The sequence below is a fragment of the Pannus brasiliensis CCIBt3594 genome (genome assembly GCF_036688125.1).
GTDB classification, from domain to species: domain Bacteria; phylum Cyanobacteriota; class Cyanobacteriia; order Cyanobacteriales; family Microcystaceae; genus Pannus; species Pannus brasiliensis.
The window spans coordinates 1-24947 of sequence record NZ_JBAFSM010000034.1 but is presented as its reverse complement, the minus strand read 5'-3'; the positions used below and the strand labels follow the sequence as shown (position 1 = coordinate 24947).

General features: G+C 49.8%; 20 protein-coding genes and 1 tRNA gene. 16 read left to right on the top strand and 5 right to left on the bottom strand.

Translation table 11 applies throughout. The annotated features are described in order from the left end of the window. The first annotated feature begins 296 nt into the window (after window positions 1-296). From V0288_RS16495 to V0288_RS16475, 6 genes are all read left to right on the top strand, one after another. Window positions 297-1454 carry a glycosyltransferase family 4 protein gene (locus tag V0288_RS16495; RefSeq protein ID WP_332866231.1) on the top strand — a complete coding sequence of 386 codons (1158 nt, stop codon included), beginning with the start codon at window positions 297-299 and terminating at the stop codon, window positions 1452-1454. Window positions 1455-1628: 174 nt separating this feature from the next. Beyond that, the gene (locus V0288_RS25160) at window positions 1629-1805 is read left to right on the top strand and encodes a glycosyltransferase (protein WP_422662000.1); all 177 of its coding nucleotides are present in this window, start codon (window positions 1629-1631) and stop codon (window positions 1803-1805) included. 426 nt (window positions 1806-2231) lie between these two features. Then, complete coding sequence (locus V0288_RS16490; protein ID WP_479687455.1) at window positions 2232-3035, top strand: glycosyltransferase family 2 protein; 804 nt, start codon at window positions 2232-2234, stop codon at window positions 3033-3035. Between the two features lie 452 nt (window positions 3036-3487). Continuing rightward, window positions 3488-4720: a glycosyltransferase gene (locus V0288_RS16485; protein WP_332866229.1), complete on the top strand. Its 1233-nt coding sequence runs from the start codon at window positions 3488-3490 to the stop codon at window positions 4718-4720. Between the two features lie 307 nt (window positions 4721-5027). After that, window positions 5028-5468, top strand: a complete 441-nt coding sequence (locus V0288_RS16480; RefSeq protein WP_332866228.1) for a hypothetical protein — start codon at window positions 5028-5030, stop codon at window positions 5466-5468. A gap of 209 nt (window positions 5469-5677) precedes the next feature. Beyond that, window positions 5678-6787 carry a glycosyltransferase family 4 protein gene (locus tag V0288_RS16475; protein WP_332866227.1) on the top strand — a complete coding sequence of 370 codons (1110 nt, stop codon included), beginning with the start codon at window positions 5678-5680 and terminating at the stop codon, window positions 6785-6787. Between the two features lie 86 nt (window positions 6788-6873). Here V0288_RS16475 and V0288_RS16470 read toward each other — a convergent pair whose 3' ends face one another. The 5 genes from V0288_RS16470 to V0288_RS16450 all read right to left on the bottom strand — a co-directional run bounded on the left by V0288_RS16470 (window position 6874) and on the right by V0288_RS16450 (window position 13029). Then, window positions 6874-7398 carry a YdcF family protein gene (locus V0288_RS16470; RefSeq protein WP_332866226.1) on the bottom strand — a complete coding sequence of 175 codons (525 nt, stop codon included), beginning with the start codon at window positions 7396-7398 and terminating at the stop codon, window positions 6874-6876. A 74-nt stretch (window positions 7399-7472) separates the two neighbouring features. Beyond that, window positions 7473-8483: a UDP-glucose 4-epimerase GalE gene (gene galE, locus V0288_RS16465; RefSeq protein ID WP_332866257.1), complete on the bottom strand. Its 1011-nt coding sequence runs from the start codon at window positions 8481-8483 to the stop codon at window positions 7473-7475. Continuing rightward, window positions 8483-9253, bottom strand: a complete 771-nt coding sequence (locus V0288_RS16460) for a class I SAM-dependent methyltransferase (protein ID WP_332866225.1) — start codon at window positions 9251-9253, stop codon at window positions 8483-8485. Before V0288_RS16460 ends, galE begins: the two co-directional genes overlap by 1 nt. 993 nt (window positions 9254-10246) lie before the next feature. Continuing rightward, complete coding sequence (locus V0288_RS16455; RefSeq protein WP_332866224.1) at window positions 10247-11629, bottom strand: sugar transferase; 1383 nt, start codon at window positions 11627-11629, stop codon at window positions 10247-10249. Between the two features lie 602 nt (window positions 11630-12231). Beyond that, window positions 12232-13029, bottom strand: a complete 798-nt coding sequence (locus V0288_RS16450) for a nucleoside phosphorylase (protein WP_332866223.1) — start codon at window positions 13027-13029, stop codon at window positions 12232-12234. Window positions 13030-13121: 92 nt separating this feature from the next. Here V0288_RS16450 and V0288_RS16445 point away from each other — a divergent pair, with 92 nt between their 5' ends. From V0288_RS16445 to V0288_RS16400, 10 genes are all read left to right on the top strand, one after another. Further along, window positions 13122-13715: a sigma-70 family RNA polymerase sigma factor gene (locus V0288_RS16445; protein WP_332866222.1), complete on the top strand. Its 594-nt coding sequence runs from the start codon at window positions 13122-13124 to the stop codon at window positions 13713-13715. After that, complete coding sequence (locus tag V0288_RS16440) at window positions 13715-14098, top strand: hypothetical protein (RefSeq protein WP_332866221.1); 384 nt, start codon at window positions 13715-13717, stop codon at window positions 14096-14098. Before V0288_RS16445 ends, V0288_RS16440 begins: the two co-directional genes overlap by 1 nt. A 14-nt stretch (window positions 14099-14112) precedes the next feature. Continuing rightward, window positions 14113-14619, top strand: coding sequence for a Spy/CpxP family protein refolding chaperone (locus V0288_RS16435; RefSeq protein ID WP_332866220.1), 507 nt, complete (start codon window positions 14113-14115; stop codon window positions 14617-14619). Window positions 14620-14792: 173 nt separating this feature from the next. Beyond that, complete coding sequence (locus V0288_RS16430; protein WP_332866219.1) at window positions 14793-16535, top strand: peptide ABC transporter substrate-binding protein; 1743 nt, start codon at window positions 14793-14795, stop codon at window positions 16533-16535. Next, complete coding sequence (locus tag V0288_RS16425) at window positions 16536-17492, top strand: ABC transporter permease (RefSeq protein ID WP_332866218.1); 957 nt, start codon at window positions 16536-16538, stop codon at window positions 17490-17492. A 160-nt stretch (window positions 17493-17652) separates the two neighbouring features. Further along, window positions 17653-19812: a Tex family protein gene (locus V0288_RS16420; protein ID WP_332866217.1), complete on the top strand. Its 2160-nt coding sequence runs from the start codon at window positions 17653-17655 to the stop codon at window positions 19810-19812. Window positions 19813-20494: 682 nt separating this feature from the next. Further along, complete coding sequence (locus tag V0288_RS16415) at window positions 20495-21088, top strand: YbhB/YbcL family Raf kinase inhibitor-like protein (protein ID WP_332866216.1); 594 nt, start codon at window positions 20495-20497, stop codon at window positions 21086-21088. Window positions 21089-21779: 691 nt separating this feature from the next. Then, window positions 21780-23729, top strand: coding sequence for a LysM peptidoglycan-binding domain-containing M23 family metallopeptidase (locus V0288_RS16410; protein WP_332866215.1), 1950 nt, complete (start codon window positions 21780-21782; stop codon window positions 23727-23729). 94 nt (window positions 23730-23823) lie between these two features. Beyond that, window positions 23824-23897: transfer RNA gene (locus tag V0288_RS16405), tRNA-Met, on the top strand. A gap of 138 nt (window positions 23898-24035) precedes the next feature. After that, on the top strand, window positions 24036-24911 hold the full coding sequence (locus V0288_RS16400; protein ID WP_332866214.1) for an Arm DNA-binding domain-containing protein: 876 nt from the start codon (window positions 24036-24038) through the stop codon (window positions 24909-24911). The last annotated feature ends 36 nt before the right edge of the window (window positions 24912-24947 follow it).

The following is a 24947-nucleotide window of genomic DNA, read 5'->3' as shown; positions in this document are numbered from 1 at the left end:
AAGTTTTCGCCCGATCTCGAGTAAGAGCGTTTCGCTTTTCATGTCAACCACTTTTATGCTAAATTGTATTTTAATACCCTAGGACGATGAACCTGTTGAAGAAACTGTCTAAAGTCTAACGTCATTCATTTGCGAACGCTTCAGGATATTAAAGCAAAAATGACAAAATTCTTACGTCTATAGACTACCAACAGATTTTTTTCAATGATTTCTAACATTAGCGTGGCTTATCCTCGCGATATCTAGTAATATATTGATTGCGTTGATTTTTATTGACGGCATTGACCATGTATGATATGGACTCTACCAACCCGGCCAATTGTAAACTGAAAATCCTGTTTATCATTACTCGTGCCGACACGATCGGGGGAGCGCAGGTTCATGTCCGAGATTTAGCTATCTTTCTCAAGGCGAATGAACATAGCGTGCTAGTCGTCACGGGAAGCGAAGGCCCTCTCGTCACCGAACTTAGAAAGCATCAGATCGATTGCATTTCCTGTCAATTTTTCGGTCGCCAGATTCAACCGGTAAAAGATTGGCGAACCTTTCAATTTATTCAAAAAGTTATCCACCGATTTCAACCGGATATTATCAGCACTCACTCTAGTAAAGCGGGAGTTATCGGTCGTTTAGCGGCAAGATCAACCAAGACACCCTGTATATTTACCGCGCACGGTTGGGCTTTTACCGGAGGGGTTCCGGAACCCCAGCGCACTATCTATCAGTTGATCGAGAGAGCGATCGAGCCTTTAGCCGATCGGATTATCTGCGTGTCCCGACACGATCGCTCGATCGGCCTTGCCGTGGGAATGCGTCCAGAACGACTGCTGGCAATTCATAACGGTATGCCCGATCTACCGCGAGAGTTAGAAGCGAATCCCTGTCATTCCAACCCGACTCGGATCGTCATGATAGCCCGTTTTGATCGACAAAAAGATCAGGAAACTTTACTCAAAGCTTTTTATAAGATCCCTGGCGCTCATTTAGATTTGGTGGGAGAGGGGCCTACTCTAGAAAGAATAAAAAAATTGGCGAAAGATTTAGGAGTGATGGATAGAGTAAAATTTTGGGGATTTCAAGCCAATGTAGCGAAAATTTTGGCGAACGCTCAAATATTTACTTTAATTTCCCATTGGGAAGGTTTCCCCCGAACAACTATCGAGGCGATGCGAGCGGGACTTCCCGTTATTGTATCTGATGTGGGGGGTGCCTCGGAAGCGGTTGTAGAAGGAATTACCGGTTATTCTGTACCGAGAGGTGATGTGGATGTCCTGCATCAAAAATTATTAGAATTAGTTTCTAATGAACGACTACGCTGTAAAATGGGAGCCGAAGGACGCAAACGCTACGAGGCGGAATTTACTTTTGATAGAATGTTCGGTAAAACTATCGAGGTTTATCGACAAATATTGAAAGAAAATACAATAAATATAAGGGATAAAGTTGTGAGATAGTTCTATCAAGATTCTCTCGAAACAAAACTCGAATACAACAATTGTAAATCTAAGTATCTAGACAAAATTAATCACACATCTCGCTACCCCTCTTGCCTCCTGCCTCTTGCCTATCTCAACCGGGAAATTAATTTTTCACAACTACCGATCAAATGAAACAGAGAGCTAGGCGGGATTCCCCGCGTCGCTTTTAAAAGGGGAGAAATGCCCGAGTTGATCGATCCTGGCGAGAGCGGGTATTTCGCGGAACCGTCCGATAGCGAAGATCTTGCCGGGGGGATAGCGCGGGTACTAGAGGAGCCGGAGAGACACGAGAGGTCGCGCGCGAGAAAAAGTAGAGCGGGAATTTAGTTTTGAATTATAGGCGGAAAACTATCGATCGCTTTATTAACAACTCTATTCATCATTCGGCTAAATGTATTCCTGTCGGATGGGAGATCGGGCGATCGGTAATTTTCTTGACAAAAGTTAAAAGCTTGTCTATAATCGGTAGCTGTCCTTAAAATTCATCTCGTCATGACGAATAATATTTCTTCGGGAGAGCGAAAAATTCTCGAACTCGATCCTTGTTTTTCAACCACTCGCTTACTCACCCGAGAAGAACCCAATATTATTCAAAATAATTCGGACAAAATATCGAAATTATTATTCTTACCTCCCTCGCCAAAACGTAAAGGAGAAGGCGGCTTAAGGACGAAAGGATATTTCAAAACTTCCTATGATAAAAGCGGTGGTGTATGGACAAATTTACCCCTACCTCTTATCACGATTGTTACCGTGGTTTTTAACGCGGAAAAGTCGTTAGAAAGAACGATTCAAAGTGTTCTTACCCAAAGCTACGATAATGTCGAGTATATCATTATCGATGGCGGTTCTACCGATGGCACGCTCGATATTATCCGCCGATACGAGGAAAAAATCGATTATTGGGTGAGCGAACCAGATCGGGGTCTTTACGACGCGATGAATAAAGGGATTCAATTGTCATCGGGGGAGGTAATCGGTTTACTCAATAGTGATGACGTGTACGAAAACGATTCCCTTCAAAAAGTTAGAGATCTCTCGATCGCGGAGGGAGAGGTCGATCGAATGTTAGTCATTGCCGGGGCGAAGCGATCGGTAGACTATACACGGGGAGTACAAATTACCGTCGGATTAGATCCCGATTTCCTGAAGACGATCGATTATAATATGCCCCTCCATCATCCCGCCACGTTCGTCGAACGTAAGGTGTACGAAACCATCGGCGGCTTTAATACAAGCTATCAGATTAGCGGCGACTATGACTTAATTTTTAGATGCTATCGGGAGCCTCGTGTAAAATTCGTTCACACGGATGATGTCCTTACTAAAATGAGTAAAGGGGGACTCTCGATGAAGTTAAAAACTTTGTTCCTTATTTTAAAAGAAAATTTTTCCATCAGAAAAAACAATAATGTTGTGCTGATAGACAATTTTAAACATTCTTTACGCTGGTTTGTTAAAAATTTAATGTTCCGGATAGGTAAATTAGTTCTCAATGATGAAGCTATCCTCTGGTATTATAAAATTCGTTATAAAAATCAGCGTGAAAATATATAATTTTGATAGTTTTTTGGCTACCTCCTCACCTTTTTAACTCTCGACAATCCAGGCGATTAGTCGTTAGCCGTCTTTGTCCCGACAGCCCCGACGGGGAGAATTCACGCTCCTTTGCGAGCGGCAAAAAAAATTGATCGAATTCAAAGTTTTTACCTCACCTTTATTTCCCGATCGAAACGTCTAAAAACTGTTTTGAAAAGCCAATGGTAACCTTCCTCGCGGAGAAGTATCGGCGTTTCGCTCCCGCTCGGTTAGAACTCTCATGGTTGAAAGAGTTCGAGAAACTTTTTTAACGGTTTCTTAGTTGACTCGATGGATCGTTCATGTTAATTTGTGTAGAAGAATTCTAGGTTCTAGGAGTACCGCTCGAATCTCGTCTAGTACCAAGCGGAACTTTAGCGATCGATAATTATTTTTCTGGTTCAGACCGCAAAAAAGCCGTAGATGAATATTTGAATCTTAGGAAAAATAATTCTATTTTTTTGTTCCTCTCATCCATATATCCAAAAAGTCCAATGAAAAGAGCGGTTGATTCAAAAACCAAAACAGTCTGGTTTATGGTCACGGGTTTACACACCGGTGGCGCGGAAATAATGCTTTATGTTTTGTTAGCGAAAATTGACAGGAAACGTTTTAATCCCGTCGTCATTTCTCTCGTGGGCGAAGGCAACGTGGGAACGAAAATAAGAGAGCTAGATATTCCAGTTTATCCGTTAAATCTCAAAAAAGGCCTAGCCTCGATCGGGGGCATTTTTACATTATTTTCTTGTCTATTTAAGCATCCTCCAGATTTAATTCAAGGATGGATGTATCATGGCAACTTAATCGCTCAATTCCTGAGTTTTGTGAATTTTAATAAAATCCCGGTGGTCTGGAGTATTCACCATTCTCTAGATTCGATTGATAATGAAAAATTCACTCTATCGCTCATCATTCAAACTTTATCTTTTCTCTCTCGTTTTCCCCGAAAAATCCAATACGTTTCTAAAACGGGTGCCGATCAGCACGAAAAAATCGGATATCACTCTCGAAATCGACAAATTATTCCCAATGGATTCGATACTCGAAAATTTATTCCCAACCCTGAAAATAAAGTGAGTCTACGTCAAGAGTTAAATCTAGACGATCGGCTAGTGTTAATCGGTCTTCTCTGCCGTTTTCATCCCATGAAAGATCACGCTAATTTTTGCCGGGCCGCTCGAATTTTGCTCGATCGGTTCCCCGATGTCAATTTTGTATTAGCGGGCCGAGGGGTTGACGGGAATAATGAAGACTTACAAGCACTTTTACAGAAGTTCGACCTGCTCGATCATTGCCACTTATTAGGAGAAAGGCAGGATATGGAGTATATTATTTCGGGTTTAGATATCTTGACCACCTCATCTGCCTATGGGGAAGCTTTCCCGCTAGTGATCGGTGAAGCGATGTCCTGTGGTGTGCCTTGTGTTGCCACCGATGTTGGTGATTCCGCGTGGATAGTGGGGAACACGGGAAAAGTCGTTCCTCCGAGAGATCCGGAGCGACTAGCGCGAGGATGGCAAGACATTATCGAGTTAGATCTCGAAAAAAGAAGCCGACTAGGAGGGTTAGCGAGAGAACGAATTGTTCGGGATTTTTCTATCGAGAAAATTGCCGATGAATATAATGATTTATATGACAAGATTTTGTCAGCGGTTAACCCTTAACAAGGGAAAGCTTCTCCTGATCGATCGAGATCTCTCGGACATTCGCTGAAAAATGTTAGCTAGATCGCGTGGTGAGTCTCGCGCTCCTACATCTCTCGACGTGTTGAGGGTAGGAGAGTAGGCTGTAAACTCTCTATACGATAAGACGAGCTTATCAACATAACCGCGAAAAAGTCATCAATTTTAGGAACCAGACAAGATACAATCAATGCGAAAATCAACTGGACTGAATACGGTAGTATTTATGGCTCGGACACCTTCTAGCCCGCGCGACTTACGGAAAAAAAACCGAAGGAGATGGACGGGAGTGAAAAATTTTCAAGACCGGAACGCTCGGCTGAACTGCCTCGAAACCCACCACATCGATTTTGACAATATCACCCGCGGGATCAATCCCGAAATCGGGCAAAAGTCACAAGTTTTTACCCAGAATTTTCCGATCGGAGCGAATACTAAGCTGGCAACGCTCGAATATGTTCCAGGAGGAAGGTATACCTATCCTATCGCGTACTTTTTGACCCGTTATCGACAACCGGAGATCGCACTCGGAACCTGTGTGACGGACGAATTTTCCTATCCGACTTTTTTAAAAGCTATAGAAGATGATCGAACTGGTCTACCTTGCAGTAGCGATCCGGCTTATTTTCGGCTATCTAATCCAGGAAAAGCCGTAAGAATACTATTTGATTTAATTTTAAAAAATAGATGGAATTTATATCTTAATAAAGGCGAAAAAACTTATCCGTGATTTTAGATAAAATCAGAAAATGGCTTTTCTGTTATAGATTGTGACCGAGATTATCTCGTGAAACCACGCTCTTTCTTAGGTTCTGAAATAAGTTTTGTTCGTGCGAAATTTATGGGAAGAGAAAAGCGATTTTTGAGATAATTTACACGCAAAGATCATGGTCAAGTATCACCCGCACAATGACATAAAACTGATTATCTAGAAGATCCATGTCTCGAAAAATCACGATACTTTATATCATTACCCGATCGGATCTGGGAGGCGCGCAAGCTTATGTAAAAGATCTGATCGGGGGATTTCACCCGAAGTATAATATTCATCTAGCTACCGGTCTAGATGGCCCGCTGACACAAAGCGTTAAAAGCCTAGGAATTAGCACTCATATTATTCCGAGTTTGATCCGTTCCATTAACCCGTTCACCGATCTGCGCGCCGTTCTCGACACCATGCGGCTAATTCGTAAAATTCAACCGGATTTGATTCATGTCAATAGTACGAAAGCCGGAATTACCGGACGGATCGCGGGGAAATTATGTAACGTTCCGACGGTATTTACCGCGCACGGCTGGAGCTTTTCGCCCAATACCCCGATCGCCCGTAGACTCCTCGGACTATTCAGTGAACAATTAGCCACGTTCATTTCCACGAAAATTATCTGCGTTTGCGACAGCGATCGCCGATTGGCCCTGAGATATCAGGTCGGGAACGAGCGAATTCTCTCTTGTATTCCGCTCGGGATTAATAAAGATTCCGTCCCCCTAGCGCAACCGGGTATCCAGCCACCCAGAATTATCATGGTAGCTCGCTTTAACGAGCAAAAAGATCAACCCACCCTGCTAAAAGCGATCGCCCAATTGCAAGATCCCGACGTACCGGTCGATTTCGTGGGGGGCGGTATTTCTCTCGATTCCTGTAAAACCCTAGCCCGTTCCCTGGGAATCGATCGACAGGTTTCCTTTCTGGGCGATCGCTCCGACGTTCCCGAGCTATTAGCGCGAGCGGGGATTTTCGTTCTCAGCACTCACTACGAGGGATTGCCGATCAGTATTCTAGAAGCCCTGCGCGCCGGCCTGCCCGTAGTCGCCACGAAGGTAAACGGAATTCCCGAGGAAGTCGAGGACGGCCGAACCGGTTTCTTAGTGGCTAACCGTGACGTGGATGGTTTAGCGTCCGCTCTAGAGACGTTAATCCGAAACCCGGATCTCCGGCAAACAATGGGGGAATTCGGAAGACAGAAATTCTCGCGAGAGTTTACCCTCGATCGGATGTTATCGGAAACGGAAAAAATTTACCTAGAAATCTTGAGCCGATCGCCATGAGACCGGAACCTTCGCGCGAGAAAATTCCGATCTCGACTCAGAGCGATCGATCGAGCCTAGCCCGGAGTATTCCCGCGACCGTGCCTCTATAAACGCGGATTCAAACTAGCTCCCGATCGACCGGTTAGTATCCACAAGAAAGAGCGGATAATATCCCGCGATACTCTCCAGATAGATTCCGCGGGATGGTTTTCCGAGGGGACGGGGACGGGAGTGATCGCGACCCCCCGACTGCCGAAAACCAGGGTAGCGATCGCCCGCGCCCGTGTCATGTGATAATCGGAAGTCACTAAGTAGAGATGGCGGATTCCCGCTCGGGTAAAAATTCCGACGGTAGTGGTGAAATTCGTGACCGTATCGGTCGCGCGAAAATCGTAATGAATTCGTTTCTCCTCGACCCCTACCTCCTGGAAGATCGCCCGGTCCGTTTCATAGAACTTCGGAAAATCCGATATCCAAACATTCAAGTCCGGATTCTCCTTCGCTAACCGGGCGGCGCTATTCATTCTCACCGAATCCCCTCCCAAAACGAGGATCGCCAACGGTCGGGGCGCTTGATGGTAGGCGAGCGCTATCCGTACCGGGATAATACCGATTAAAAGCGTTAACATCGCCGCTATCCAAAACATCCCTCGAAAATGTCCTTTAACCGGGGGAATGATTCTTCTCTTCTTCTTGACGGTTCCTAACACGTTGAACGCCGGATCACCGTATCTAATTTTTTTTCCCATTCCAAAGTTGTCCGCACGATCGTTTCTAAATTATCGAAGCGCGGTCGCCATGCCAATAGCTCCCGAATCCGGGTCGAGTCGGCGATAACGCACGCGGGATCTCCGGGCCGCCGTCCCTCTTCCACGACGGGGAAATCGTTTCCGGATATTTCCCTCACCGTCGCGATCACCTCCCGCACACTGTAGCCCCGACCGTAACCGCAATTGAGGATCTGACTCTCCCCCCCCGATCGCAAATAATCCAACGCTTTAACGTGGGCGGCCGCCAAATCCTCGACGTGTATATAATCCCGTACCCCGGTCCCGTCGGGAGTCGGGAAATCGGTGCCGAAAACGCTCAACGAGGGACGTTTCCCTAACGCGGCCTGACAACTCATTTTAATCAGATGAGACGCTCGCGGCGAGTATTGGCCGATCCGCATTTCGGGATCGGCTCCCGCGACATTGAAATACCGCAGGATAACCGAGCGAAAATCCCCGGCCCGACCGAAATCCTCGATCGTCCACTCGCTGGCTAGTTTCGATCGCCCGTAAGGATTGATCGGACGGGGGAGCGTTCGTTCGGTGACGAGCGCTTCTTCCGTATCGCCGTAGACCGCCGCGGTACTGGAAAAAACGAATTGATTCACCCCGAAAGCCTGACAGCAACGGAGTAGGTTCAAGGTATTGCGGGTATTGTTGGCGTAATAGTCGAGAGGATAGGCGATCGACTCCGGGACGACCATACTCGCCGCGAAATGTAAGACCGCCGTGAAGTTGTATCGGGCGAAAGTGCGGTAGAGACACTCCAGATCCGCTAGGTCGCCGATCACGAGTTCGCCATAGAGAACCGACGCGGGATTGCCCGTCGAACAGTTATCGTAGACGACCGTATTATAGCCGGCCTCGCCAAGCTGTCTTACGACGTGGGAGCCGATATACCCGGCCCCTCCGGTTATCAGAATCGCTTCCTGATTGCTTCCCATCACTTTTTGGGTTTTCCCGTAATTAACATGGAGCGGTATAAGTATTTGAGAGGAGGAAAAACTTTCTCTAAATTAACATCGATTGTAAAAGCCGTTTTCATTAAAATATTGTCCGGTGTTTTAAATAAAAACTTAGACAAGATTCCCAAGGGGACACTGGTAAATTGACCGTATAAAATCGACGTTGAAAACTTTTTGTCTAGCGATTTTAATTGCTCGAACCCGAAGGGGGTCTCATCTTCCGTTCTCGACTCCGGGGTTAACAATCTCACGAGTTTGCCGACGGGATTAATGCCTAACGGCTCGATAAAAAACATGATCCCGTCCGGCTTTAAAACCCGATTAATTTCGCTTAAAGCAACGTCTAACTGAAGGTGATGTAGCATCCCCGCCCCGAACACGAAGTCTAAACTATTGTCCTCGAACTCCAGGGCATGAGCGTCCATTAAACGGAATTCCGGTTTGAAGTTACTAGCGCGGGAGAGTTCGACTCCTTTTTCTAACTCTTTTTCGGAAATATTAATACAGGTCAACTTCGCCGGATAGATCCCGGTGTCTTCAACCCAAGCGCTCCAGATGGTATCTCCCAACTCGATTCCAACTTTATTTTCCCCGAATTCTCGCATAAGTTCGATCACTCGCTCGTGCCATATCTGATTGTAAAAGAAAAGCGCGTGCGACATTATGCCTTCGTAGTTCTCTCTTTTCAGACCTTGATTATAGGTTTCGCGTTCTTTCCTGGCTCTTTCTTTGATTTGCTCGTCTAACATTGATTTACCGCTTAATTTTTTAGAATGGACGAAAATTGCCGTAAGGGTTTTAGATATCTATAGAGATTCGGTCTTACCGGAAACGATCTTACTGTACTTCTCGTTTTATCGATTGTCAAGAGACTCGAAAGGGGATTGTTGGTAATTCTTCTCAGACCGGCGCGTCTTAACAATCCTTGACAGGAATCCTAAATTATGATTTTACGGTACATCTTTCCGGACAAGGATATAACGCTTTCCTCCCCGGTTCACCACCTCCGGATCGCTCGGCGCTCCCGATTCGGTCTTGACCCCGAATTTTCCGCGACCGAGCGGAGTATTCATTCGAGGTAAGGGCTGAACCCTTGAATCTTCCTCGCTCGCTCGTTTAGAGCATCTTAAAAATCACGAGAATCCGTATATTTTCTGACTAAATAAGACGCGCTTACCCCGATAATTCCTCCGATTAAACCGTGAGAACTTGTAGGAAAAGTCCGCTGTAAACCTTTCCGCTTAAAGGTTCCCCCCTTCCGGCACCGATCGCCCGCGACGCTCTTTCTTTCGCCCCGAAGGATCGACCCGCTCCTCTCCCGTCTCGTATATTCCGACCATCATTTCTCTTTCCTTTTCACTCCAGAGAAAACACTACCTCGGGTCAGGGAGCGAAGACCGAATCATGGGCGAGAGCGCGGTCGGTTTGAACTCGATCGATTCCCGTAACCGCCGAAAGATAGAAATTCCCGGTGGTTCGCGGCGTTTTTTCCGCCTAATCTTGGCATTTCCAGATCTTACCCGATCGACTTCGCCTTTTAGCGGAAAGGTACCTCCTTTCGGGATGTAATGGGGCGAGTCGCGGTCATCGTTACCGGGGATCGGGGAGCGGCTTCCGCCGTCCGCGCCGGGTTCATCTCGCTCGTTCCTCGATCGCCGTTCGCGGGGAGTACCTCTCGGGAGATTCGATCGAGTATTCCGCCCGCGATGGTCGTCCGTACTCCCCGCGTTTTTCCCGCTCTCTCAACGGCCTTTTCCTAAGAAAATGACCCGTATGGTTTTCAAGACGATCGCTACATCTAACAAGAGGGAATAGTGCTTAATATAATAAAGGTCGTAGGCGACTTTTTGGTAGGCATCTTCGACCGAAGCGCCGTAGGGATAGCGAACTTGCGCCCAGCCGGTAATCCCCGGTTTGACCAGATAACGGATATCGTAATAGGGAATTTCTTGGCGTAACTCGCTATCGAATTCCGGGCGTTCCGGACGGGGGCCGATCAGACTCATCTCTCCTTTGAGAACGTTCCAGAATTGCGGGAGTTCATCGACTCGGGTTAACCGGATAAATTTGCCCACTCTCGTGATCCGTGAATCGGTCGTACTCGCCCATCGCGCCCCCGATTTTTCCGCGTCCTGTCTCATGGAACGGAATTTATGAACTTTAAATTTTTGTCCGTTGAGTCCCGTTCGGATCTGACTGTAGAAAACCGGGCCCGGACTGTCCAACTTGATAGCGAGAGCGGTGATCGCGGCGATCGGCGAAATCAACAGGCAAAGAAAGCTAGAAACGACGATATCGAATAATCGCTTGATTTTCACGTTGATGCGATTGTGAAAAAGCGCGAAGCCGGATGTAAAAGCGAACCAATCATCCTGAATTAACTTCGGGGGAATTTTTTGGAAAAACTCCTCGTAAAATTCCGCGGGTTTGTAGATATACACGCCGCGCAGTCGCATATCCATCAGTTGCCCGGTCGTTAATTCCGATAGGGTTTCCAGATCCTCATCGATAATGACACCCGACCAGATCTGTTGGCTTAAAACCTCGAACTGAACCGACTGGCGGAGTAGAACCGGCGAATTACCGCCAACCACCATTTTTTTCTTTTCCTCGCGTTCTCCCCAGTAGACAAACTCCGTTAGGGGATTGGCCTGTCGGTAGTCCAATTCCAGATACGCCATTTTATCGCGATCGCCGATGACCAACCAGCGAGTCCGCGCTAGAGCGAACTGTAATCCCCGGTAGGCGAAAATTCGCGAGGCGACCCCCCAGATCGTGAAGAAGAGTAAGCTGAGAGACCAAATTCCCCGGCCCACCAGATGGGTCGTTCCCCACCACCCGGTTAGATAGATGATCGTGCCGAGCAGCGAGAACATCAGGCAAAGGCTAACGAGAACCCGCGCGGGGGCCCACAGTCCGGCGATTTGAATATCGAGACGGTAGGTATCGGCGATGTACAAACCTAAAAGTATCGTGCCGATCATCAAGTACAAGAAGGGAGTTCCCACCTCGATAAATGACCCTAAACGAAAGAAAAAAGCGAGATTCAGGCAACCCAGCAAACTGATAATGTCGCCGGCTAATAAAAACCAAGGAATTGTTTTTCGAGAAATTAGAGATTGCATGATTTTGGGTAAGAACAATTATTATTTATTAGGTAAAACCGGGAGATGCACGGAAGGTTCGATCGAGAGTTCGGTCTCTTACATTTCGGAGACCTCGCTCCCCTCGCTCTGACCGATCGATTTCGGAATCGGCGGTCATCCAATCACTAGATCGGGATCGGAAAAAACAGGGATAACCGAGAGATAAGCCCGTGAACGAGGGGATTTTATAGATTCTCGACGTTTTTAGTAAATACGGTGGTCGTGGAAAATAACTAGGGATTATTTATCGAAAAATCGGTTAACTGGATCGGGATTAGAGAATTCATAAAATACCGAACGGCAGGGGGAAGTATCCGAAATCGATCGAGCGTTCCGTAAGGAGGGATATCGAGTCGAATTTACCTGACCAACTCTTCTCGATAGAGGGGGGAGCGTTCGGGATCGCGGTCGAAGTGCCATAGAACCACTTCGATATCCCCGGATAGACATCCTTAATAACAGACCGGGACTAGAGAAAGTTATGGGAACTCGTTCTAGTTATTCCGGATAAGTCAACTATCGAAAGAAATAAATCGGGACGTTTATTTCTTTTAAGAGCCTAGACAAAAGGAACGGATCTGTCAAGTATTTCCGATTTCCCGAGCGGATAATGTTCGGATCGCGTGTAAAGCCACCTCGATCGCCCTCTCGATCGCCTCTCCTTTCTTCTCGACCTCGATCGCCTCGTTCTCCGTCCTTCGCGCTACCACCCCGCAGATACAAGCCGCGGTAAAGCTGTATACCCCGGCCATCTTCAACAGCGTTCCCGCCTCCATCTCGTAATTGAGGATATTTAAACGGCGGTATTCCTCGGTGATGCCCTGTAACCAACGCGGTAGGTGAGGGTTCGCCGAGGATTCCGTTCTTTCCTGTCCCTCGTAAAACGTATCGACCGAAGCGGTAATCCCCAGATGATATTCGATCCCGAGATCCCGCGCCGCCCCCGCGAGCGCGACGGTTAGAAACGGATCGGCCACGGCCGGATATTCCACCGGCGCGATATCGTTGGCCGCCCCCTGCCGACACAACGCGCCGGTCGAGATCACCACGTCCCCCACCCGGACCCGGGCCTGGATCGAACCGCAAGTACCGATCCGGACGATTTTTTCGATCCCGACTTGCACTAACTCGTTGACCGCGATACTTAACGACGGCGCGCCCATCCCGCTGGTGGCGACGAGGATCGGCGTGGAATCGAGATAGCCTATATAACTATTCAATCCCCGATAATCGGAAAGTTGGCGGGAGTTTTGCAGGTAATCGCGGGCGATCCGGGCCGATCGCTCCGGCTCCCCGGATAGGAGGGCGATCGCCGGTGGCGAGGTTCCCAGATCCGCGCGGCTAAAGTTGATATGGTAGGGTTTGGCAAATGGGTTCACGATCGGGTTTCTCGATCCTTCTCCAGAGGTATTGAACCATTGTCGCGGGTGGGGGGTCTAAAAAAAGTGAAGAACGATTTTCGGTGAGGTCGATGAGCGCGGTGATAGCCGATAACCAAGCGAGCGTGAGCGATCGAGAGTTGGTCGGGCGATGTCAACAGGGCGATCGACTCGCCTTCCGTCTCCTCTATCGACGGTACCATCCCAAAATCCGCTCCACCCTCTATCAACTCTGCGGCCGGGAATGTCTCGACGATCTCGTGCAGGAAGTGTTTTTGAGAGTGTGGCGCGGCCTCCCCGGACTCCGGCAACCGGCCTATTTTTCCACCTGGGTATACCGCATTACCTGGAACGTGGCCAACGACGGGCGACGACAGTTCGCCAAACGGCAGATCGAGCGAGATCCGGCCAACTCGATCGAGGGAGAAGATTCCCGTCTGGAAATCCTCTCCCGACCCCAGGATAGTCCCGATCTCCTACGCTTGCACTACGAGGACGTACTCCGGCGGGGACTAGAAACCCTCAGCCTAGAACATCGCGCCGTGTTAGTCCTACACGATCTCGACGATCTGCCCCAGAAAGAAATCGGCCAGATCCTTCAAATTCCCGTCGGAACCGTGAAATCGCGTTTGCATCACGCGCGCGGCGCCCTCCGCCAATTCTTGCAACAACAAGGAGTTCTCTGATGTCCCCGGAAGATGACAATCTTGTTAGCTTTCTGCGTCAACATCGCCCCTCTCCCCCGGAACCGAGAGCGAATTTAGAGGAAGAAATCCTACGAGCGATCGAGATCGAGGCGGAAACCCCCCGTAAACGCCCGATCATTTCCCCGCGAACCGGGGCGATCTCGATCGCCGCGATCGCTCTGCTCCTGTTCGGTTTCTATCGTTGGTCGAGTCCCACCCCGCGGGTCGCGACTATTTCCGACCGGGAGTTAGAAGCCTTTCTAGCGGACAACTGGAACGAAACCCTGTACGGATCGAATCGTTCCCCGACCGTCTCGCGTCCGGAAAACACCCGGACAACCCGGACGGAACCCCGGCTTACTTATTCCACCTACCATCCCTAACTAGGAGGTCTATCATGTCTATTTTCCCGATTCTTAGCACCGCGATGGCTTTAACCGTGGGTACGACCGTTCTCTTCACCCATAACGTCACCGCTACCCCGAAACCCGATCTCACCATCGCGCAAGCCACTTCCGAACCGAGTCCTCAAGGTCGCCCCCGTCGTGTCCGGGGAGAGGATAATCTGCTCGAACAATTAAATCTCTCCGACAGCCAAAAACGTCAAATAGCCGCCATCCGTCAGAAATATCAGGGACAGATGCGCCAACTGCGAGAAGCGATGAAAAGCGATCGCCAAGAAATGGAAACCCTGATGACCGGAAACGCGAGCGATAATGAACTTCGCGCGAAACACCAAGAAATCCAACAGAATCAACAACGTTTAGGCGATTTACGTTTCCAAAGCCTTTTAGAAACGCGAAAAGTATTAACTCCCGCCCAACGGACTCAATTCGCCCAGTTAATGCAACAACGCCGCTCCGAATTCCGCGAACGCGAGGGACAGGGGCCGCGAGACGAATAAGCGAAGACGGGTGTAGGGGGTAGGGGGTAACTTTCTCGAAACTCTCGATTTTTTTCCCGAAACTATCTATTGATTTCCTACTCCCCATCTCCCGCCTCCCCATCTCCCCACCCCCGGAACTCCTCCATAGGCTACACTGATCACTGAATTAATCGGTTCCCGCGTGTATCAGGATGCTTAAGCGATCGCAGTTCTTGCCCCTTCTGACCCTCTCCCTGTGCTGTACACTTTTGTTCGGGGCTTGTAACGCTCGAAATACCCCCGAATCCGCCTCTTCCCCGACCGCGGGTAACGGCAACACGGAAGTATTAAAACTCCTGTACTGGCAAGCGCCGACGATCCTCAACCCGCACCTATCCACCGGCTTCAAAGACTCGGAAGCGGCCCGGATCACCCTCGAACCCCTCGCCAGCTTTAGCGCGGACGGGAAACTCGTTCCCTTTCTCGCGGCGGAAATTCCCAGTATCGAGAACGGGGGAGTGGCGAAAGATGGTAGATCCGTCACTTGGAAGCTAAAAAAAGGCGTGAAATGGTCGGACGGGACTCCATTCACCGCGAGAGACGTGATCGCGACCTATAAATTTATTACCAACCCGAAAACGGGATCGACCAGCGCGGGAACCTACGAGAGCGTGAAAAATGTCGAGGCGATCGACGATCATACGGTAAAAATTACCTTTAAAGAGGTAAATCCCGCTTGGTCGTCGGTATTCGTGGGAACGGAGGGAATGATCCTCCCCGCGCACCTCTACGAGAAATATAGCGACGAGAAAGCCAGACAAGCGCCCGCGAATTTGTCCCCCGCGGGAACCGGCCCCTATAAAGTAATCGAGTTCCGTCCGGGAGATACCGTCGTTTACGAGGCGAATCCCCTCTTTCGGGAAGCGGATAAATTGGGCTTTAAACGTATCGAATTAAAAGGGGGAGGGGATGCCACCTCTGCGGCCCGCGCCGTTTTACAGACCGGGGAAGCCGATTACGCCTATAATTTACAGGTCGAGGCGAAAGTTCTCGACGATTTAGAAAAAGCGGGGAAAGGGAAATTAATTTCCGGCTTCGGCTCGTTAGTCGAAAGAATTTTATTCAATCTTAGCGACCCGAATAAAGTCGCCCCCGATGGAGAGCGATCGAGCGTTCAATTTCCCCATCCTTTTTTAAGCGATCCGAAAGTGCGGGAGGCGTTAACTTTGGCGATCGATCGGGACACGATCGTTACTCAACTGTACGGGAGAACCGGGAAAACCACGCCGAATTTCCTCGTTCTTCCCGAAGAATATAATTCTCCCAACACCCGTTACGAATTTAATCCAGAAAAAGCGTCTAAATTATTAGAAGAGGCGGGATGGAAAGATAGTAACGGTGACGGAACCAGAGATAAAAACGGCGTAGAAATGAAACTGGTTTTTCAAACCACCGTCAACCCCTTGCGACAGAAAACCCAAGAAATTATCAAGCAGAGTTTTCAATCGATCGGCGTGGGAGTAGAACTAAAAACGATCGACGCGAGCATCTTCTTTTCCAGCGACCCGTCGAATAATGATACGGTAGAAAAATTCTACGCCGATCTCCAGATGTATACCACGGGAAATAACGTTCCCGATCCGAAAGATTATTTAAAAACCGTCACCTGTAACGAGATCCCGAAAAAATCGAATCAATGGTCGGGCAATAATTACGCTCGTTTCTGCGATAAAAACTACGATCGCTTATGGCAGTCTTCGAGCAAAGAACTCGATCCCGCCAAACGTCGCCAACAGATTATCGAAATGAACGATATTCTGATTAAGAACTTTATCGTGGTTCCCCTCGCCCATCGCGCCGATGTCGCGGCGATTAGTAATAACCTACAAGGATTTGAATTAACCCCGTGGGATCGAAATACCTGGAATATTAAAGATTGGAAGCGATCGAAGTAAATGCTGAAATATTTTTTTCAAAGATTGTTATTCGCTATCCCGACATTAATCGCGATCAGTATCATTATCTTCGGCATTCTCGCCATCGCGCCGGGCGATCCGATGGGAGAGTTCGCCGCCAATCCTTCCATTACCGAAGAAGTCCGCGAGAATATCCGCAGAAGTTTGGGACTAGAACAACCGATTCCCGTTCGCTACGTGAAATGGTTTTTCGCATTTATCACGGGAGATATGGGGTTTTCTTTCACCAGTCGTAGCCCTGTTTTCGATCTGATTTTACAGCGTTTACCGACCACATTATGGATCGTCGGTACGGCTTATCTTTTCGGAATTCTCCTCGCCATTCCCCTCGGAGTAATCTCGGCGATAAAACGCTATTCCTGGATCGATCGAGCGCTCACGACCTTCTCGTTACTCGGTTTTTCCCTACCCACCTTCGTCACCGGATTACTCTTCATTATCGTCTTCAGCGTACAGCTAAACTGGTTTCCCTCCTTCTATTCCAGTACCCTAAAAATTACCGATCTCGAAACCTTCATCGAGCAGATCAAACAATCGATATTACCCGTCACCGTATTAACCTTATATCAATCGGCGATGTTAATGCGGTTCACCCGATCGTCCGTCTCCGAGGAAATCCATCAGGAGTACGTGAAAACCGCTCGCGCCAAAGGTTTACCCGAATTAAAAGTGATTAAAAATCACATCGTTCGTAACGCCTTAATCCCCATCGTCACCCTGATCGCGCTCGATATTCCCTCCATTTTCACCGGTGCTTTAGTCACCGAACAGGTGTTTCGCGTTCCCGGAATCGGTTCCCTCTTAGTCGATTCGATCTCTAGAAGCGACACCCCCGTGATTATGGCGATTACCTTTATTTACGCTATTCTAATTGTTATCTTCAATCTCATCGCCGATCTCACCTACGGTTTCCTCGATCCGCGAGTGCGTTATTAATCGCTTAATTTAGTGTTTGATTCCCAGTGCAATGACCGAGCGAGATTCCACCTAAAATAAGAGAGGAGATCGAAGTCTTCCGACTCCTGACTCCTGACTCTTAACTCCTGACTCCTGACTCCCCCACTTCACGATAAGGTTATTTGTCTTCACCTAACTTATGTCCCTCAATATTTTACAAGCTATCGCTAGAGAACTGAACTTACAGCCCGATAACGTGAGGAATGCCCTCGATCTCCTCCAAGAAGGGGCGACAATTCCCTTTATAGCCCGTTATCGTAAGGAAAAAACGGGTTCTCTCGACGAAAACCAACTGCGGCAGATTAGCGATCGCTACACCTACCTAACCGAACTCGAACAGCGGAAAAAAACTATCCTCGAATCGATCGCCGCTCAAAACAAGCTCACCGACGAATTAAAGGCGAAAATCGAAGCCTGTACCCAGAAAACCGAGTTAGAAGACCTCTATCTCCCCTACAAACCCAAACGACGCACGCGAGCGACGATCGCTCGGGAAAAAGGACTGGAACCTCTAGCACAATTAATAAAATATGTCAATACCCCGATCGGGAAATCGATCGATCTCCAGAAGGAAGCCGAGCGGTATCTATCCGAGGAAAAAGGTGTTACCACTATCAAAGACGCGTTAGACGGTGCGGCGGATATTCTAGTCGAGGAGATCGCCGATAAAGCCGAACTACGGGCTTACGCGCGGAATTACCTCCTCAAAGAAGGCATTTTCACCTCGAAAGTCAAAAGCGAACATCCCGAAGGCAGTACCAAATTCGAGATGTATCGGAACTTTCAGGCACCCGTGAGAAAAATCGCCCCCCATAACCTCCTCGCGCTGTTTCGCGGGGAAAGCGAGGGGATTCTCAGCGTCGATATCGCCTACGACGAGGGAACCGTGTTAGCCTCGATCGAGTCGCGGGAGATCCGATCGAAACAGCCGGAGATCCGAGAATTTTACGCCAGAGTAATTAAAGACGCGTTTAAACGTTCGATCGAACCCTCGATCATTCGAGAGATCCGCGCGGAGAAAAAAGAACAAGCGGATCTCGAATCGATAAAAACCTTCGAGGTAAACTTACGGGAATTATTATTAGCACCTCCCGCGGGAATGAAACCCACTCTCGCGATCGATCCAGGCTTTCGGACGGGTTGTAAATTGGCGATCCTATCGGAAACGGGAAAATTTTTAGAATATCACACCATCTATCCCCATTCGGGAGAGGGAAAACGGAAAGAAGCCGGGGAAGTGATTCAAAAACTCCTCGCTAAATATAATATCGAGTTGATAGCGATCGGTAACGGAACCGCATCACGGGAAACCGAACAATTTATTACCTCGGTATTAAAAAACAGCGCGAAAAAACCGATTACCGTCATCGTCAACGAGTCGGGAGCGTCCGTTTATTCCGCCTCGGAAGTCGCGCGATCGGAATTCCCCGATCTCGATGTTACCATTCGCGGGGCGATCAGCATCGGCAGACGATTACAAGACCCACTCGCCGAATTAGTGAAGATCGATCCCAAATCGATCGGGGTCGGCCAATACCAGCACGATGTCGATGGAAAACTACTCAAGAAAAAACTCGAAGAAACCGTCGAGAGTTGCGTGAACTACGTCGGGGTCGATCTCAATACCGCCTCTAAAGAATTACTAACCTTCGTGTCGGGAATCACCCCCACGATCGCCAATAATATCGTCGTCTATCGAGATACAAACGGTGAATTTAAGAACCGAAAACAATTATTAAAAGTTCCCAAACTGGGAGCGAAAGCCTTCGAGCAATCGGCGGGATTCCTGCGGATACGGGGAGGCGAAAACCCGCTCGATAATAGCGCCGTCCATCCCGAAAGTTACTCGATCGCCGAAAAAATCGCCAACGCTTTACAGGTTCCCCTCCAACAGATCGGTCAACAGAGTTCCCGATTGAAATCCCTCGATTTAAACCGCTTCGTCACCGACTCGATCGGTTTACCCACCCTACAAGACGTGATCGCCGAACTAGAGAAACCCGGACGCGATCCGAGGAAAGAATTTAAATACGCCACCTTTCAAGAAGGCATTACCGAACTTAGCGATCTGAAAGAGGGAATGATTTTAGAGGGAATCATTACCAACGTGGTTAACTTCGGGGCTTTCGTAGATATCGGCGTTCACCAGGACGGTTTAATCCATATCTCTAACCTCGCGAATCATTTCGTTAGCGATCCGAAACAGATCGTCAAAGTAGGACAAGTGATCAAGGTCAAAGTTCTCGAAGTTAACGAGAAATTAAAACGAATCAGCCTATCGAACGCGGAATTGATTTAAAAAAACGTCAATTCGGGATAAGCCAAAATCGAGATCCTCTCCTTCAAGCCATCCCGAAATCTTGTCAACTCGCGGTGAGGTCGCGCGTGGACCTGTGCGGGGGGTTCGGGTGGCTAGTCCCCCGAATAAGACTCGGTCTCTCACCGAAAAATCATCAAATTCTTATCCCGAATTAGCGTTAAAAAAGCTGTATTCTATCCGTCTACCTTTCCCTGAAAAGTAATTCTGTTCTGTTTCGAGAAAGTCGGTATCGCCCTATACCCGATAGAGTCGGCGCGAGTCGCGAACGCGGTTTACCCCTGCCGACAAAAATCCGCCCCGGCTTTTCCGTCCCGAAAATTTCTCGCGGTCAATATCCTTCGATCGCCAGCGAAAAATGCTTTCGAGTTCGCTCCGAACGACGGGAATTCCTCCCGAGAAAACCGATCGCCCGCGGTGGGTGAACCGGCCACCTTTGTCGAACTCTTCTTGATGCGGACAATATCAAGGGTAGGCTGGCAAATTACCAGCGAGTATTCGATACAGAAACTAAAATTTTCGGATAATAGTCCGCAATACTTTTGATTTTTTTCCATAACTCGGAAAAAACACTCCCGAAGTCGCTCGAACGCGGTTTTTATTTTAAGAATTCTATCGAATCCCGCGCGGCCTCCATTACCGAAAGGTATTTCTAGAGAATAAAGTGACTCTTTTGAACCTTGCTATGAAGCGCCGGGTGTTTCTAGAATTAGCCGGGAAAGGAGCGGGTCTGTTAGGGCTTTTCCCCTTTTCGGACGGCTCCCGGCAGGATGTAATCTCTCTCCTCCCCCTCGGAAAAATGAAATTAGAAAGTTCGGCTTTCGTTACGAATGGCGCGATCCCCTCCCGGTACACCTGCGACGGACAGGATCTGTCCCCTCCCCTCGCGTGGGACGAACCGCCCGCGGGTACTCGGAGTTTCGCGCTGATCTGCGACGATCCCGATGCCCCCGGAAAAACGTGGGTTCACTGGGTCGTTTACAATCTGCCCCCCGCGACCCGTTCCCTACCGGAGAAGGTTTCCCCGAACGCTACCGTCGCCGGTGGGGGACTTCAAGGGAAAAATGATTTCGGTAAATCGGGCTACGGCGGCCCCTGTCCCCCGAGCGGCACTCACCGCTATTTTTTCAAACTGTACGCGCTCGATCGAGTCTTGGAACTATCGGCGGGAGCGACGAAAGCGCGCGTGGAAGAGGCTATCAAGGGTCACGTTCTAGCGGAAGTCCATCTAATCGGACTGTACCATCGGGGTCGGTAGACCGTTCTCTCCTCTTATTTAACAACGCGACTACCCCCGGCCACCGCGGGAATTTTTGTCCCGCGAACCGCTACATCGTCCGTCCCGCGGGCGATAGCGGCGATTGACGGGGGCGGAAGGCACTCGCGAAAACCTTTAACCCTCTCTAGAACATCGTGTCGCGGTGGGATTTTCGATCGCCCGCCGCGAGCGTTCACTTTTCCTGGAATTCATTAATATTTAGCCTTTATTACCAGAAAACAACGATTTACAAGCCTCCCCAATTTAAGGGAAAAAGGGTTCGGCCGGAGTTCAAGATCCCGGACAACATCCACCTCCTGCCCCTTCTGGGGCGATTAAGATTTTCGAGATTTTCGAGATCGACAGATAAGAAATTTATATAAGAAATCCTCCCGGAAAACACGGAGAAATATCCCCGCCCGACCTGGAACCTCAAGGGATCGGTAACGTCTACCGAAATATTAACGAGCCACCCGAAAAAATCACGACCATCTCCCGCATCGAGAGAGAGACTTGTTTGTTTTCAAAAACCGGGTTAACCTTTGCTAAAAAGTCCCTTTTAGATAGTTTGACAGTAACGTCAAGCGCACCGGGTTACACGCCGATAGTCTCGATGACGGATCGTCGTAACCGCTCATCCGAGTTTGAAAAGCTGGATGAAGCAAGCTCTTTATATCCCTAGGAGGTCTGTTTGAAAGAGACTTTTCACGACTCAATCCTATCCGTCACTCCTGGACGGACGGAACGGGAACAATCCGAACTCTCGCCCCCGCGGCAGGGAAATCCCCTCGTTCGTCGTTCCGCCGCCGCTCTCGGGCTGGTCATCTCGATGGGAACCACGGGAATGCTCGCGGTTCGGCCCGAACGAGTTCACGCCGCCAATTCGCTCCCGTCGGACGGCGAGCGGTTGAATATCCCCTCGATCGAACGTTCTCGGGACAACGATCCCCCGTCCCCGCGGGTCATTCTCTCGGAAACTCTCACTTCCGTCTCGATAGTCGCGGCCGCCCCCGCGATCGAACACGAGGTCAAACCGGGCGAGTCCCTGTGGTTGTTGGCGCGCGCCTATCACACCACGCCCGAAGCGATCGCCACGATGAATGAAATTCCCGAGCTATCCGAACTAACGATCGGACAGACGTTAAAAATTCCAACTCCTGAGCGGTTGAACGCGGCAATGCCGTCGGAACCATCAACTTCTGAGCAGTTGGAGCGCGTATCGGATAGTCTGCACCAGACAAGCAAACGTCTTCAGGATAGTTTAGCGGACTCTCTCGCTCGCGAGACCGAGAGTCCGTCGGAGTCATCGGAAACCGCGCTCGCCCCGGATAAAAACGATCTCGCCGCTCGGGACGAAAATACCCAGAGGGGGATCGAGATTCCCGTGATCCCCCCGGAAGAGTCTCCCGAATCACTCTCGCGCTCGATCCCGATCGAGGTTCCCGCGCCCGAAAGCGATCGTCCGGTAACGGCGGTGCTTCCTCGGAAACCCGCGACCGCGCCCGTCGGGGAAACCGCTCCATCGTCTAACGTCACGCCGGTCGGCGAGGCCGCGCCCGCGGCGACCGAACCCGGATATAGCGCGGAGGTTCCCGCGATTCCCGATCCCCGCGCGATCGTTCCCTCGAAAACGCGATACTATCGCGTCCGCCCGGGAGATACGTTAAACACGATCGCCCGCACCCGGGGGATCTCTCCCGGTGAACTCGCCCGGGCGAACGGAATTCTCGACCCGAACCGGCTCGAGATCGATCGATCGCTGATCGTTCCCGCACCGTCCGCGGAACCCGTCGATCGGGAAAACCCGATCGGAACGAATTCTTCTCCGGCCGAGCCTCCGGCGTTATCTTCGTCCCCCGGCACGGTCGAGGGCCTTTCCGAAAACGGGAACCGTAGCCGGCCGGAGAGCGCGGGAGAGTCGATCGCGGCAACTTACACCGATAAGTTGCGCCAGGAAGTCGCCCAACTGCGTCGCTCTACCTCGTCGGAACCCTTGAGCGCGACCCCGATCTCGGTCGGGTCCCCGGTTTCCGAAAACCGCGGCAGCGAGGGGCGACTACCGACCGATCGTTTCTCCCGTAACCCGCAATGGCCGGGGGCTACTTCCGGTGCGTCCCGATCGACGGGAGAAGTGATTATCGGTTCGGCTCCCACGAACGTCGAGGAATACAACGATCGACTGAGAATTCCCGTCGGCGAGACGGTCGAACCGTCCTTACCTCCCCTGTCCGATCCCGACGACCATTTACCCGATATGCCTTTTAACGGCTACATCTGGCCGACGCGAGGGGTTCTAACTTCCGGGTTCGGTTGGCGTTGGGGCAGACCCCATCGCGGGATCGACATCGCCGGGCCGGTCGGCACACCGGTCGTCGCGGCCGCGTCGGGTGAAGTCGTCTCGGCCGGCTGGAATTCTGGTGGCTACGGCAATCTCGTGAAACTCCGACACGCCGATGGCAGTATCACCTTCTACGCTCACAATAGCCGACTCCTAGTTCGTCGGGGAGAGACAGTCGATCAGGGACAGCCGATCGCCGAAATGGGTAGCACGGGTTTTAGTACCGGGCCTCACCTCCATTTCGAGGTTCATCCCGACGGGAAAGGAGCGGTTAACCCGATCGCTTTTCTGCCTAGACGGTAACTCTCTCGCGAGGGGAAGAATTTTCGCTTCCCCTCCCCCACCATCTTGACGAAAAGCGGTTAGTTATTTTACGATAGTAAATCGTGGTAACAACGGCTCGGTAGCTCAGTTGGTTAGAGCAGGGGACTCATAAGCCCAAGGTCGGCAGTTCAAATCTGCCCCGAGCCATCAAAGAATCAAGGTTTCCAGCGGCTCTCTCTCGGAGACGCTTCCCTTAACGTCGGGTCTTTTCCGGTCAGTTCGGGTCAAAAATTGGGGTAAATTTGGGGTAAAATTTAGTACAAGAGAACCAATAGAGAGTTCCCCATGCCCTCTAAAAATTCTTCGACCAAAGCCGCTAAAGGCTCCGTTCGCCTCAAGATCTCCAATAATCGCATCCAACTCGTCTTTACCGTCGCGGGTAAACGTCACTACCTTTCCACGGGATTGATGGATACTCCGTCCAATCGCCGGGTAGCGGAACGCAAGGCCGCCCTAATCGAGGACGATATTTTTAAAGAGAAATTCGACCCGACCCTAGAGAAATACAAACCGCATTCGGAGCTACCGAGCGGTATCTCTATTCCCGCCGCGAGTGATGACCCCCCGCGAACCGCCTTACTGGAGTTATGGACTCGCTATACCGAATTTCAAAGCGAGCATCTAGAAGAGACGACCATCCTGCGGGACTACGGGAAAATCGAAAAACGGATTCGGAAGTTTCCGAAACCATTTCTAGAGAACGCTATCGATATACAGACCTACCTGCTGAAAAATTATTCCGCGGAGGTGACGAAACGTACTCTCAAGCATCTGAGCGCCTGTTGTAATTGGGCGATGAGGAAGAAACTGATCGCGGGAAATCCTTTCCAAGAACTAGCCAGGGATATCAAGACCAAAAAAACTAGCCGGGTATCCCGAAAACCCTTCTCCCGTTCTTGCGTGGCGGCCATTATCTCCGCGTTCGAGAATAATACCTACGCGTCTAAATACTCCCCGATCGCCCACTCTTACTACGCTCCCTACGTTAAATTCCTGTTCCACACCGGCTGTCGGCCGGAAGAGGCGATCGCTCTCAAGTGGAAGCATATCGAGCCGGATCGCGTTCATTTCTGTGAGGCGTTCGCGACAGATGTTCGGCTTCGGAAAACGACGAAAACCGACAAGCCCCGCTATTTCCCGATCAATAGACCTCCTGCATGAATAGCAAGACCCCGTGCCGGTTAAGGCAAGTTCGGG